Origin of the sequence: Gracilibacillus orientalis (assembly GCF_900114645.1) — a bacterium.
GTDB classification, from domain to species: Bacteria; Bacillota; Bacilli; order Bacillales; family Amphibacillaceae; genus Gracilibacillus; species Gracilibacillus orientalis.
Genome location: NZ_FOTR01000010.1, coordinates 34,515 through 48,829 on the forward strand (window position 1 = coordinate 34,515; position 14,315 = coordinate 48,829).

Here is a 14,315-nt window from a genome sequence, read left to right on the forward strand (position 1 = left end):
ACCTCTCCTTTGATTACTTATCGGTTAGTACATTAACACCTGGCAGTTCTTTACCTTCCATAAACTCCAAGGAAGCTCCTCCACCAGTTGAGATGTGGTCCATTTGCTCTGCGTAGTTAAACTTCTCAACTGCTGCTGCAGAATCTCCACCACCAATTACAGTATAACCTTCTGTTTTGCTTAGTGCATCTGCGACAGCTTTTGTACCATTTGCAAACGTTTCTAATTCGAATACTCCCATTGGCCCGTTCCAGATAACTAGTTTAGAGCCTGCAACGATTTGTGCATATTTCTCACGAGTTTTCGGTCCGATGTCCAACGCTTCTAAATCAGCCGGAATTGCATCAATGTCTACGGTTTGAGTATTCGCATCATTTGAAAAGTCATCCGAAACAATAACGTCAACAGGTAAAACAAAATTCACGCCTTTGTCTTTTGCTTTTTGCATATATTCTTTTGCCAATTCAATTTTATCTTCTTCTAATAGTGATTTACCAATTTCGTGGCCTAATGCTTTGACAAAAGTATACGCTAGACCACCACCGACAATCAGGTTATCCACTTTATCTAATAAATTGTCAATCACACCGATTTTGTCTTTTACTTTTGCGCCACCGATAATCGCTGTGAATGGGCGATCTGGATCAGACAGTGCTTTTCCTAGTACTTCTAATTCTCTTTCCAAAAGGAATCCTGCTGCAGATGGAATATGTTCTGCTACACCTGCTGTTGAAGCATGTGCACGGTGAGCAGCACCAAATGCATCATTTACATAGAAATCTGCAAGGCTAGCGAATTCTTTTGCTAGTGCTGGATCATTATTTGTTTCACCAAGCTCAAATCGTACATTTTCAATTAACAAGAGGTCACCGTCTGCTAGCTGGCTTACGGCTTCGTTCACTTCGTCGCCATATACTTGATCTGTTTTGATAACTGATTTGGTGCTTAGATCGCTCAGACGCTTTGCAACTGCATCCATGCGGAATTCTTCTACTACTTCTCCACCCGGACGGCCTAGGTGGCTGGCAAGAATTACTTTTGCACCTTGTTCTGATAAGTATTTGATAGTTGGTAATGCTGCTTTGATACGTGTGTCGTCCGTTATCTCGCCATCTTTCATTGGGACGTTAAAATCAACACGACAGAATACCTTTTTTCCTTTTACGTCAATGTCTTTAATCGTTTGTTTGTTCACTAAAATGAACCTCCTTAAGGACTTTGATTTCAGCTGTATTTACGTCTTGATAGTAGGCAAAAACGGGAGGAGGACCATTCCCCCTCCCGTTCATTTGTTACACTTATAGTCCTTGTTTTTTAAGATATGCAGCTAGATCTACTACACGGCTAGAGTATCCCATTTCGTTGTCATACCAAGATACTACTTTAACCATGTTACCTTCCATTACCATTGTAGAAAGTCCATCAATAGTAGAAGAGTTAGTGTTTCCGATATAGTCAACAGATACTAGTGGCTCATCAGAGAATCCTAGAATACCTTTCAAGTGGCCTTCTGCTGCTTCTTTGAATGCACCATTTACATCTTCTGCAGTTACATCTTGATCTAGTTCTGCAACTAGGTCAACTAATGAACCGTCTGGAGTAGGTACACGCATTGCCATACCATTTAATTTACCTTCTAATTCAGGTAATACTAGAGAAACTGCTTTTGCAGCACCAGTAGTTGTTGGAATGATATTTTCAGAAGCTGCACGAGCACGACGATAGTCTTTGTGTGGTAAATCAAGAATTTGTTGGTCGTTAGTATATGAGTGAATAGTAGTCATCATACCACGTTTTAGACCAAATTTATCATTTAATACTTTAGCATATGGAGCTAAACAGTTTGTTGTACAAGAAGCGTTAGAAATTACATCATGTTTAGCAGGATCATATTTATCTTCGTTAACACCCATAACTACTGTAATATCTTCTTCTTTCGCAGGTGCAGAAATGATAACTTTTTTCGCACCAGCAGTTAAGTGTTTTGCTGCTGCATCACGTTGAGTGAAGATACCAGTAGATTCAACAGTAACTTCTACTCCAAGATCACCCCATGGTAAGTTAGCTGGGTCACGCTCAGAGAGTACTTTTATTTCTTTTCCACCTACAACAAGAGAATCTCCATTAACAGAAACTTCTTGATCTAGTTTACCGTGTACAGAGTCATATTTCAGTAGATGTGCAAGCATATTCGCATCAGTTAAATCGTTAACTGCTACTACTTCTACCTCATCATTCTTTAAAGCTTGACGAAAAACGTTACGACCAATACGGCCAAAACCATTAATACCTACTTTTACTGCCATGCTAAATTTCCTCCTTAAAGTTTCCTTTATGATTTATATTTAAAGGGACTAACCCTTTAACAACTGATTTGCTGCCGCTTCATCTGTGATTAACACACTACTTTTTCCTTGCTTAAAGTAAGATTGAATGGCTTTTGCTTTTGAAGAACCACCAGCTACAGCAATAACATATTGCGCACGTTCCAGTTCTTCTAATTGCATACCAACAGTGCGAACCTTGTAAACGACCTTCCCTTGCTCATCAAGGTAATAGCCAAAGGCTTCACTCACAGCGTTACCACTTCCTAATTCATTTAACACTTGTTCAGAAGCTTTACGGCGTTTTGCCATCGTAATTGCGTCACCAATACTGTGAAGTACTATTTTAGTATCATGAATCATTGCTAAAATATCCTTAATAGTTGGTTCTTCAATAATCGAATGGTATGTTTCCTCACTTAATGGGTCAGGGACATATAACATGCGATAATTACCATTTGCTTTTTTAGCCATCTGTGCGCAAATGGTATTAGCTTGGTTTTCTACTTGCTCTCCTAGCCCACCTCTTGCTGGAACAAAAGTACAATTCGCAGCATGTTCTAAAGGCTTCATCTGGTTGGCAACTTCCGCCATAGATGTACCACCTGTAACTGCTATTGTTTGATTGGAAGTTAATATGGAACTTAAAAATTGCACACATGCTTTCCCCATATCCTGTTTAACAGATGATTGTGTGTCACTATTCCCCGATACGATAATGACATGCTCCAATTGTAATTTATCCTTAATTTGAGATTCTAAAACACGAAATTCAGAAATTTCATTCATAAATGACGATAACTTCTCAATAATCGTGTCCCCATCATCAGTAAGGCGCATTCCCTTTGAGGTCACCATGATAAATCCATGCTTGCTTAAAAATTCAATTTCACTACGAACTACTCGTTCTTTTAGTTTGATATTATCTGACAAGCTACGGCGTCCGATTGGCTGCATCATTTGTATGTATTGAAGTATTTTGTATCTTTTCTGCATGATATCGAGTAAATCAGGGTACAATTTTTCTTGAATATCTAGTAAGTCCTTCAATCGGAAACGCTCCTTTATTTTTACCGGGGAATATTTGTCCCTCGCAGTCGCATTCCGTCCCACACAGAACAAAAAAAATCAACTTCCATAAATAATTGTATCAAATGGTATAGCATCTCTCAACTATTTTCTGAATTATTTTTCATCTTTAGATAGTTTTCGACCTTATCCATGTCAATTATTTCGGTGTCTACAACGGTATCTTCGTCTTTGACTACTGGGATCATGAGTTGATAAGTTTCTAACAACTCATCATCATTATAAATATTAATTTCTTCTATTTCAAATAAATAGTCTTGTTGCAACATTTCCAGTGTTGCTTTCGCATCGTCACAAAGGCTACAATTTTCTTTACCATATAGTTTTAATTTCATCATTCCCACCCTTTGAGTTGATTAGAAATCCTTCTCTTCTTCTTTTTAATGAGTGCTAGGATACGCTACGGCAAGATACTGCGCTTTCCACGGGCACGGCCTCAGCTTCCTCAAAAAACAAAGAACGTTTTCTTGCGGGATCTTCGGCTCGCGCTGTTCCCGTAGGAGTCTGCGTATCTTGCCTCCGCTTAGGGTATTGTTCTGATTTTTTGAAAGAATAAATTCACAGGAATTAATTTTTATGATTTTCCACTTTTAAAAGATAGAATGATTGCTTAGTGGAGGCAGAATACGGAGACTCCTGTGGGAACAGCACGGGCTGAAGATCCACTTGATAATGTGGTTTTCTTTATCAAGTTAGCTCAAAGCCTGTGCCCACGGAAAGCGCAGTATTCTGCCGGAACGGTATTCCAGCATTATCTTTGGAAAGAATGGAAGAAAGTCTCACTATAATAAATTTCACTAGTTCACAGTTTTTATCTTTATCGATTTAGCAGTGCAGGTTTTGTTAGGAAGTAAATTCACGCCAAAGTTTTTGAGCACAAATGTTTAAACTTTCTAATTTTATCAGGAAACTACGTGTGTTTAGTTTATTGCTTTCATTCCTGTGTCGATCATTTCTTGGATGACTGCGGCGGATTCGTGTAGTTGTTGGGATTCTTTTTCGGTTAGGTCTAGTTCTATGACTTCGCGGATGCCGTTTTCGTTTAGCAGTGCCGGCACGCCGATGTAGAGATCATTTAATCCGTATTGCCCCTCTAATTTTGCTGAAACGGTTAAAATAGCATTTTCATTGTTTAAGATTGCTTTTGTTAGTCGAACTAATCCCAGGCCAATGCCATAATAGGTTGCACCTTTCCGTTCAATAATATGATAGGCAGCATCTCGTACATTCTCAAATATTTCTATCATGTCCTTATTTTGATAAAGGTTATCGATATCTGCATATTGGCCTAATGGTACACCACCAATTTGCACATGACTCCATACCGGCAACTCTGAATCTCCATGTTCTCCAATAATATAAGCATGAACATTTCGAGCATCCACTTCAAAATGTTCTCCTAATAAGTAACGGAACCTAGCAGTATCTAAAATAGTTCCAGAACCAATTACACGTTCTTTTGGTAAGTTGGATATTTCTCTTGTCAGATGTGTTAAAATATCGACCGGATTGGTTGCAACAACAAAAATGCCCTGAAAGTCAACATCCATAACTTTAGTGACAATGCCTTTAAAAATTTTCGCATTTTTGGTTACAAGGTCTAACCTAGTTTCTCCTGGTTTTTGATTAGCACCTGCAGTTATGACAACTAAATCTGCATTATGACACTCTTCATAATCCCCTGCTTTAATACGCATTGGATTGCCAAACGCCATACCATGATTTAAGTCACGAGCTTCTCCTTCTGCTTTTGCTTCATCCAAGTCAATCAGTACCAGTTCATTGACCACACCTTGATTTAACAAAGCATAAGCATAACTAGTTCCTACAAACCCTGTTCCAATAATAACTACTTTTCTTAATTTCGTCTTACGAATTGGCATAAACAACCATTCCTTCCGTTATTAGAAAGTCTTAGTCTTACTTATACTATCATCCATAAAATCTGTTACGCTTATATTACAAAATGGGATATAGTTATACTATATCCCATTTAAGATATTTATGAAACAGACTCTCTCTGACAATTATGTGAATAAATGAGCAATTGCCTCTTCTGCCCCTAAAACACCCGATGTCGCTAATCCATAAATATAACTTTTTCGTATCGAAATAGCATCAGCACCTTGTTGTAGATAGTGATTTAATTCCTCTTTCGCTTTCACTTCTGTTTCAACAACAACAGTTAACCTTTCACTTGCTATAATATCGATTTTTTCCAGTAAATCAAGATTAGATTGATTAATATTAGACAGGATAATACCTTCCACTTGCTGCTCTAGTGTCGAACGAACATCATCAAGTGACAAATCTCCGTAAATAAAAATCGGTAACGTTGTAAATTGTTTTAGATATTGAATATCGTCCCAGTTAATGTAGCGCTTTTGATATTCGTGAGCTATTTGTTCAGTCAGAGTACTTTTACTAAGATAATTTTTCTTGGTAAAAATCGGATCCACTACAAAATTGGCCGTTCCTTTTACTAATTGATCTGCTTGGTGATGAATCTTATCATTCGAAACGGATAAAATAATTGCTTGATATCCTGCTAATTCAGCACGCTGGATAAAATGTTTGGTAAGTTCTAGATCCTGAAAAATATGAGCTTGAAACCAAAGTTCACTATCTGGTACAGCATCACTAATTTCTTCCATGCTATAGGATGAATGACTACTAACGATAAAAGGTACCCCTTGCTTACTAGCAGCTTGTGCGGTTGCTAATTCACCATCTTCGTGAAAATAGGTCTGAGCACCAACCGCTCCTAATAAAAGTGGAGAAATTTTTAGTTTTGATGGTGATGTGCGATTGAGTATGAATGATGTAGAATTTAGCTTTGGAGATGTTACTTGATCTAAAAATAATTTTGCTGCTTCTGATAATTGTTTTTCAGCTACTTCCTCTATATCCTCTACGACACTTTTTTTTACTTTTGTTTTTACCATGTTATATTTCCTCCTAATAATTCAGGGAAACAAAAGGTCCCTCTTGATAAACAAGAGAGACTCTGGCGATTATCTCCCTCTTATTTTCCAAACTAAAGTTTGCAGGATTTAGCACCTTTTAAGCGTAAATCACTTAAGGTTGCCGGGTTTCTTCGGGCCAGTCCCTCCACCACTCTTCATAAGAGTATCTATATGTTTTAATTTTTCACTTTATTAGCTCTTTCTATTTCTAATGCTTTTAATTGTCTTCTTAAAATCTTTCCACTAATTTTTGTTTTCGGTAATTCATCCATTACTTCAATTTCTCTTGGTGCGGCATGTGCTGATAGGTTTTTTCTAACATATAATCGAATCTCTTCTAATAATTGCTCTGATTCTTGATATCCAGATCTTAATGTAATAAATGCTTTGACTAATTCCCCGCGTAATTCATCAGGTTTACCAATTACGCCTGCTTCCTCAACTGCCGTGTGTTCGATCAACTTACTTTCCACTTCAAATGGACCAATGCGCTCACCAGCAGAGTTGATCATGTCATCGTTACGTCCCTGGAAGAAGACATAGCCTTCTTCATCCTGTAACGCTAGGTCTCCGGAGATATACCAGCCCTTATATTGGAAATAGGATTTAAACTTATCCTGATTTCCCCAAATCTCTTTCATTAGTCCTGGCCATGGTGTACGAACCGCTAATTGACCAACTTCACCATGAGGCAATTCATTACCTTCCTCATCTAAGATACCAACCTGTATGCCAGGAAAAGATCTCCCCATCGAACCTGGTTTAATTTTCTCAGCAGGAAGATTTACGATTAAATGTCCTCCTGTCTCCGTCATCCACCATGTATCATGAATACGGACATTTAAACTGTTCCATGCCCATTGGATTACTTCAGGGTTTAATGGCTCACCGACACTTAGCACATGTCGAACAGATGATAAATCATAATCTTTGTAAAGATCGCCTTTTGACAGTAGCATACGGAAAGCTGTCGGCGCGCTATACCAAATCGTTACCCCTAATTCTTCAATTAAGGAATACCAATTCTCGGCACTGAAACGCCCGCCTTGGATCACAACTGTTGCTCTGTTCAGTAGTGGAGCAAACAAACCGTAGACACTTCCTGTGACCCAGCCTGGGTGGGACGTACACCAATAAACATCGTCATCTTTAATATCTAGTACCCATTTACCTGTTACGATATGGTGTTGAGCAGCACGATGGGCATGTAATACCCCTTTTGGTTTACCAGTAGAACCGCTTGTATAATGAATGATTAAACCATCTTCCCAGTCCACCCATTCCACATAGTCGTCACCGTCAACCGGTTGTAAAGGTTCTTTTTCAATATCCTCCACAAATAGGGTTGTTTCCAATGATGGAATATCTTTTTTGGGAACGCGTTTCACTAATTGCTGATCCGTAATCAATAACGTACCATCACAATCATTGATACGATCTCTAACTGCATCTTCCATAAAAGCTTCAAATAAAGGACCAGCGATTGCACCTACTTTAATGACAGCCAATATGGCAATATAGCATTCTGGTGTTTTAGGAAGAAAAACAAATACACGGTCTCCTCTTGTCACACCATGTCTTTTTAATATACGAGCGTAATGATCGGTTTGATCTTTTACTTCTTTAAACGTATAAGATCGCTTTTCACCCTCATTAATATAGTGAAGGGCTATTTTATCTCCATATCCTTCATCTACATGACGATCAATCGTTTCATATGCTGCATTAATCTTTCCTGTTTTAGCAGCAGATAATAATGCTTTTGCGTCTGACCAATCAAAATTTTCACGAATTTCATCATAGTTGTTAAGGTTATATTCACCTTCAATTGTTTCTATATGTGTTGTTGCTTGTGACATTCGATTATCCCCCTTGAAGGCAATTACTATTTGTTTAAGTCTAAAGATTCCAAAATTTCTGATTTAAAATGTGCTAACTCTTCACTTCCGCGATCTCTTGGTCGTTTTTGACTTATGATGAATTCTCTATCTACTTCTCCCGGCTGTCCTCTTAAGATAACAACACGGTCACATAGATAGTTTGCTTCATCAATATCATGTGTTACTAAGACGATAGTAGATTGATATTTTTTCCACACTTCTAATAATAGATCTTGTAATTGCATCTTTGTGAAAGCATCAAGTGCACTAAATGGTTCATCCAAAAGGAGAATTTCTGGTGATGTCACCAACGCTCTTGCAATGGCTACACGTTGAGCCATACCTCCTGATAGTTCACGAGGATATAACCTTTCTTTCCCCCTTAAACCAACACTTTCTAAATAATCAATAGCTTTATTTTCCTTTTCTTTACGACTACCTGTCAACCCGAATGTCACATTATCTAACACATTTAACCACGGAAGCAGTCTCGGCTCTTGGAAAATGAAACCAGTTGTATCGTGAATTTCTTTTGATACTGTGCCATTTATTTCAATTTCACCATCATATTCTGAATCAAGTCCTGAAATTGCTCTTAATAAGGTACTTTTCCCACATCCACTTGTTCCAAGCAAACCAATAATTTCACCAGGTTTCACTTCTAAATTGACATTCTTCACGGCAGTAGTTCCATTAAATGTACGGCTTACATCTCTTAGTGCTAGACTCATTTCTTTCATCCTTTCTTATTTCTGAACACGGTCCTGCCAATGCAAAGAACGATCTTCTACAAGCTTTAAAATCCAGTCGGTTAGTTTACCGATAATCGCGAATAGAATAATACTTGCTAAAATTGTTTCAGGACGTGTCATATTCTGTCCAAAGACAAGTAAGAATCCTAAGCCTTGGCTAGCCCCCATCAGTTCTGCTGCTACCACGAACATCCAACCAAGCCCTAAACCACTACGCATGCCTATTAAAAAGGAAGGTAATGAAGCTGGTAGAATAATCCGTTTCACCAATTGAAAAGTATTTAATCCGTACATTTTACCAACTTCAATTAATTTACGATCTACACCTAAAATGCCACTGAAAATATTTAAATAGACAGGGAAAAATACCCCAACTGCAATCATCGTTACTTTTGATGTTTCACCAATACCCATCCATAAAATAAACAACGGGACCCATGCTAAAGATGGAATGGAGCGAAATGCCTGAACCATCGGGTCAAAAAGCTGTTCTACCTTTTTATAAAAACCGACAAGTGACCCAAGTATAACTGCTGCAACGGTTCCGATCACAAACCCAGCAAGTACTCGATATGTTGTAATCCAAACATGCCCCCATAGTGACCCATCCTGTGCCATACTTACAATTTTATCAAGAATAGTAGTCGGTGCAGGAAGTTGATTAGGAGGGACAACACCAGCACGACTTAAGATTTCCCATAACACAATTAAAGCAACGGGAATAATACTACCTATTAATACAGTTTTAAGCAGTGAATCTTTATTTGTTTTGCTTGCTGCTTTTTTTCCGCTCACTTCTGATTGTACTGTTTTTACGTATCCAGCCGATACTTCATTTTGCTGCTCAGCCATTTTTGTCCCTCCTAATTCCTCAAACAGTTATTCGATAACTGCTTCTGCATACTCTGGATTGATAAGTTCATTCGTTAATGTTTCCACATCGTCTTCTTCCGTTAAAACCTCTGCATTTTTCAGTACATTCCCTGCAGCGGCAATTGCTTCCACATGTTCATCTCCAGGTAATGGATTAGTTAAATCTGTTCTTTCTACTAATTGAATATTTGCTACATCTACACTAATCTCAGCTTGTTCTGCTAAAAGTTCTGCCGCTTCTTCTGGATTATCAAGTGTCCATTGACGAGCACGTTCATATAATTCAATTACTTTTTCAACGTATTCCGGATGATTTTCAGCAAATTCTTCTCGAACATTTAAAAATCCATATGTGTTAAGATTGATATCTCTGAAAAATAACTCCGTACCTGATTCCAATTCATGTTTTGCCATGTGTGGATCAAGTCCTGCCCATGCATCTACATCACCATTAACAAGTGCATTGCCACCATCAGCATGTTGTAAATTGACAAGTTCAATATCATCAATAGACATTCCAACCGAGTCAAGTGCTCTTACTAAGAAAATATAAGGATCTGTACCAAGAGTTGCGGCTACCTTTTTCCCTTGTAAATCCTCAATCTTTTCAATACCTGAACCTTTATTGGTAACTAATGCAGTCCACTCCGGCTGAGAATACACATACACATTTTCTAAAGGTACGTCGTTAGATTCGGCGATAAGCGCTGCTGCACCTGCAGTAGAACCGAAATCAACACTGTCACTATTTAAATATTCAATTGCCTTGTTACTTCCTTGACTTAATGTCCACTTTACATCAATATCTTCTTCACCAAATACTTCTTTAGCCCATTTGAATTCCTTTAATACGATACTTGTTGGTGAATAATAGGCATAGTCTAATCGGATCTCAGATGGTTTTCCTTCGTCAGCTTGGCTGTCTGATGAGCACCCTACTGCTAAGATGATAATAATTCCAAATGTCACAATCGCAAGAAAGCTTCTTAAATCAATTAATGGTATCTTTTTCATAATTGATATCCCCCTAAATTTCAATTAAATTTCACAAGCATATGTGGAAATTGTTCCTCTTAACCGTTGCGCTTCTTTATATGTGCATCGATTATGAACTACTTGCAAGCCTCCCTCAAGCGCTACTTCTTCTGCTTTTGGTGAGACAACCCCTTCTTGCAGCCAGAATACTTTTGGATTTACCTCAATTGCTTCTTTAGCAATCTCTATCGCTGCATCTGGACTACGGAACACTTGTACTATGTCAATATCAACCGGAACACTTTTGAGATCTGGATAAGCTTTTTCTCCTAAGATTTCCGTTTCTCTAGGGTTAACCGGAATGATTTTATAGCCTAGTCGTTGCATTTTTCTTGCCAGGCGATAACTAGGTCTTGCTTCTTTTCCACTAAGACCAACGACTGCTAATGTTTTTTGATGTGTTACCTCTTCGCCGTTTTTAGTGTATCGTTCATATGGTGAATTTAATGCCCATTTGATAATACCTTCATCGTTAACAACAATTTGTCTATCTTTCTCTTCACCAATTCCTGTTGCCTTGACTAAGGCTTGATCTAAATCATTTTTGATATCTCTAACGGATTCAATACCAACAGATAAACGCACTAATTCTTCAGTAACACCCGTATCATCAAGCTCTTCTTTTGATAGTTGTTGGTGTGTTGTAGAAGCTGGATGGATAATCAATGATTTTGCATCCCCAACGTTTGCAACATGTGACCACAATGCAACATTATTGATTAAACCACGTCCTGCATCACGTCCACCTTTAATACCAAATACAATAATCGAACCGAAGCCATTGTTTAAGATTTGTTTTGCTAACTCGTGAGATGGATGACTTTCAAGTCCTGGGTATCTCACCCATTCCACTGCTTCATGTTCATTTAAGTATTCTGCAAGAACTTGAGCGTTCTGGTTATGTCGTTCAATACGAATATGCAATGTCTCCAATCCTTGCAACAATTGAAAGGCATTAAACGGACTAAGTGCTGGACCAAAATCTCTTAACAATTGAACACGCACTTTCGTAATAAACGCCAAAGTTCCGAAATCTACTGCATAGCGGATGCCATTATAGCTCGGATCCGGTTCAATAAATGCTGGATATTTTTCAGAATTCCAGTTAAAACGTCCACCGTCGACAATGATTCCACCAATTGATGTACCATGACCACCAATCCATTTTGTTGCAGAGTGAACGACAATGTCTGCTCCTAATGTGATTGGTCTACAAACAAATGGTGTTGCAAATGTATTATCAACAATTAAAGGTATACCAGCATCATGTGCGATTGCAGATACTTCTTCTACATCTAATACTTGTAAGCCCGGGTTACCGATAATTTCACCGTACACAGCTTTTGTTTTATCGGTAATAGCTTCCCTGAAATTTTCAGGGTCGGTGGGATCAACGAATTTAACGTTAATTCCATAGCGCGGAAGTGTTACATTGAATAAATTGTATGTTCCGCCATATAAGTTAATACCTGCGACAATTTCATCCCCTGCACTTGCCAGGTTTAGGATCGATAAGGTGATAGCAGACATCCCTGAAGCTGTTGCCACTGCCGCTACCCCGTCTTCTAATAGTGCCATTCTTTTTTCAAAAACATCTACCGTCGGATTACCAATTCTGGAATAAATATTTCCTGGTTCATCAAGAGCGAATAAACTTTCTGCGTGCTCTGTATCGTGAAACACGTATGAAGTAGATTGGTAGATTGGTACTGCTCGTGAACCTGTTGTCGGATCAGGCGCTTGCCCACCATGTAGATGAATTGTTTCCGGATCGTAAGTTGAACGTTTGTTATTAGTCATTTTTTATTTCCTCCCCAAGTACAATTTCTAAAAATTCAAAAAAGCCTTCTTCGATAAGAAGAAGGCTTTAACTGACATAACAGTAGACTTCCTCTTATCTTTCAGGATTAGTATCCTGCAGGAATTAGCACCTTTTAAGCTGTTGCTTAATGGTTGCTGGGCATCATCGGGCCAGTCCCTCCGCCTCTCTCGATAAGAAGTATATAATTCCGAGTTGTTTACTCGTTTTTAACTTTAGATATCTAACACTTTAGCATGACGTCAAAATGATGTCAATATATTTTCTGAAAATTAACTCAAATTAAGTAGATAAGCACTAATCCGAGTTGAAGTTAACTATCAACTTCATCATTTAAATTTTCCCACAAAAAAAAGCGGCGGTTAGTTCCGCCACTTTTGGTTCTTTAGTTTAATTCTGATGATTTGTTTTCCATTACTTTATCGATTAAACCATATTCTTTTGCTTTTTCTGCTGACATGAAATTGTCGCGATCTGTATCTTTTTCCACTACTTTAAGTGGTTGACCTGTACGGTCAGCAAGAATTTGATTTAATTTCTTACGCATTTCGATGATACGGTTAGCATGAATTTGAATGTCAGAAGCTTGACCTTGTGTACCACCTAATGGTTGGTGAATCATTACTTCACTGTTTGGTAATGCAAAACGTTTACCAGGTTCACCAGCTGCTAATAAGAAAGCACCCATGGATGCTGCCATACCGATACAGATAGTTGATACATTTGGTTTAATGAATTGCATCGTATCATAAATCGCCATACCAGCTGTAATAGAGCCACCAGGAGAATTGATGTATAGTGAAATATCCTTATCTGGGTCTTCTGCTGCTAAGAATAACATTTGTGCTACAATACTGTTTGAAACATTATCATCGATTCCACTACCTAGCATAATAATTCGGTCTTTTAAAAGGCGTGAATAAATATCATATGCGCGTTCGCCTCGGTTGGTTTGTTCAATTACTGTAGGGATTAAGTTCATGAAAAATTCCTCCTTTTAGCACTTACTTTTTCATTCATGAATTGTAACTATTTTTATCTTAACTGAATGGTCAAAAAAGGTCAAACGATTTGATTTTCTAACTTCATCCTACCCTTAACTTTAGCGAATTAAACATGTAAGATCAAATATTCAAAGTTTGATAAATGTGTTGAAATTATACGTACACTTCGCTATAATTATTCTTGTCGCATTTTATGCGCCCGTAGCTCAGGGGATAGAGCAATGGTTTCCGGTACCATGTGTCGGGGGTTCGAATCCCTCCGGGCGCACTAATAATAACAGGTAATCCCTAACTAATGCATTTCTCACGCTCTGAAGCAGATTGAGAAGTGCATTTTTATATGATTAAAAAGCTTTAAAATCATACCAAGAAAAAGATAGACTGCCACGAGCAAAGACTATTCACTCCGGGATCTTCAGGCCGAGCTGTCCTTATCCTGCTATTCAAACAATTTTCTAACAGCTTTACCTGCTGTCTTGAAGCTTGAAGTGGGGATCTTACAGATGGTTTATTTTCGATTTAAGACTCATGTCGTTACCCCTAACGTTTATCTCCTACTTTCCCTATAATATT

Annotated in this window: 12 protein-coding genes, 1 tRNA gene and 2 riboswitches; of the genes, 1 reads left to right on the plus strand and 12 read right to left on the minus strand. The window is 38.1% G+C overall.

Annotated features, from left to right (window positions below):
- Positions 1-13 precede the first annotated feature (13 nt).
- The 12 genes from BM121_RS16450 to clpP all read right to left on the minus strand — a co-directional run bounded on the left by BM121_RS16450 (position 14) and on the right by clpP (position 13,720).
- Positions 14-1,195 (minus strand): phosphoglycerate kinase, encoded by a 1,182-nt coding sequence (locus BM121_RS16450; RefSeq protein ID WP_091484767.1) that lies wholly within the window; start codon positions 1,193-1,195, stop codon positions 14-16.
- A 103-nt stretch (positions 1,196-1,298) separates the two neighbouring features.
- Entirely contained in the window at positions 1,299-2,306 is a 1,008-nt protein-coding gene (gene gap / locus BM121_RS16455) for a type I glyceraldehyde-3-phosphate dehydrogenase (RefSeq protein ID WP_091484769.1), read from the minus strand.
- Between the two features lie 48 nt (positions 2,307-2,354).
- Positions 2,355-3,374 (minus strand): sugar-binding transcriptional regulator, encoded by a 1,020-nt coding sequence (locus BM121_RS16460; protein ID WP_091484770.1) that lies wholly within the window; start codon positions 3,372-3,374, stop codon positions 2,355-2,357.
- A gap of 119 nt (positions 3,375-3,493) precedes the next feature.
- Complete coding sequence (locus BM121_RS16465; protein WP_091484772.1) at positions 3,494-3,748, minus strand: glutaredoxin family protein; 255 nt, start codon at positions 3,746-3,748, stop codon at positions 3,494-3,496.
- A gap of 585 nt (positions 3,749-4,333) precedes the next feature.
- The gene (locus BM121_RS16470; protein ID WP_091484773.1) at positions 4,334-5,296 is read right to left on the minus strand and encodes an L-lactate dehydrogenase; all 963 of its coding nucleotides are present in this window, start codon (positions 5,294-5,296) and stop codon (positions 4,334-4,336) included.
- Between the two features lie 144 nt (positions 5,297-5,440).
- Positions 5,441-6,358 (minus strand): alpha-hydroxy-acid oxidizing protein, encoded by a 918-nt coding sequence (locus BM121_RS16475; protein WP_091484775.1) that lies wholly within the window; start codon positions 6,356-6,358, stop codon positions 5,441-5,443.
- A gap of 77 nt (positions 6,359-6,435) precedes the next feature.
- Positions 6,436-6,543: riboswitch (SAM riboswitch) on the minus strand.
- A gap of 12 nt (positions 6,544-6,555) precedes the next feature.
- Entirely contained in the window at positions 6,556-8,238 is a 1,683-nt protein-coding gene (gene acsA, locus BM121_RS16480; protein ID WP_091484776.1) for an acetate--CoA ligase, read from the minus strand.
- A gap of 26 nt (positions 8,239-8,264) precedes the next feature.
- Positions 8,265-8,990 (minus strand): ABC transporter ATP-binding protein, encoded by a 726-nt coding sequence (locus BM121_RS16485; protein ID WP_091484778.1) that lies wholly within the window; start codon positions 8,988-8,990, stop codon positions 8,265-8,267.
- A 15-nt stretch (positions 8,991-9,005) separates the two neighbouring features.
- Entirely contained in the window at positions 9,006-9,863 is an 858-nt protein-coding gene (locus BM121_RS16490) for an ABC transporter permease (protein ID WP_091484779.1), read from the minus strand.
- A 27-nt stretch (positions 9,864-9,890) separates the two neighbouring features.
- Entirely contained in the window at positions 9,891-10,898 is a 1,008-nt protein-coding gene (locus BM121_RS16495) for an aliphatic sulfonate ABC transporter substrate-binding protein (RefSeq protein WP_091484781.1), read from the minus strand.
- Positions 10,899-10,922: 24 nt separating this feature from the next.
- On the minus strand, positions 10,923-12,719 hold the full coding sequence (locus tag BM121_RS16500) for a PLP-dependent aspartate aminotransferase family protein (RefSeq protein ID WP_091484782.1): 1,797 nt from the start codon (positions 12,717-12,719) through the stop codon (positions 10,923-10,925).
- Positions 12,720-12,810: 91 nt separating this feature from the next.
- A riboswitch (SAM riboswitch) is annotated at positions 12,811-12,918 on the minus strand.
- A 205-nt stretch (positions 12,919-13,123) separates the two neighbouring features.
- Positions 13,124-13,720 carry an ATP-dependent Clp endopeptidase proteolytic subunit ClpP gene (clpP, locus tag BM121_RS16505; protein WP_091484784.1) on the minus strand — a complete coding sequence of 199 codons (597 nt, stop codon included), beginning with the start codon at positions 13,718-13,720 and terminating at the stop codon, positions 13,124-13,126.
- 217 nt (positions 13,721-13,937) lie between these two features.
- Here clpP and BM121_RS16510 point away from each other — a divergent pair.
- A tRNA-Arg gene (locus tag BM121_RS16510) sits at positions 13,938-14,010 on the plus strand.
- The last annotated feature ends 305 nt before the right edge of the window (positions 14,011-14,315 follow it).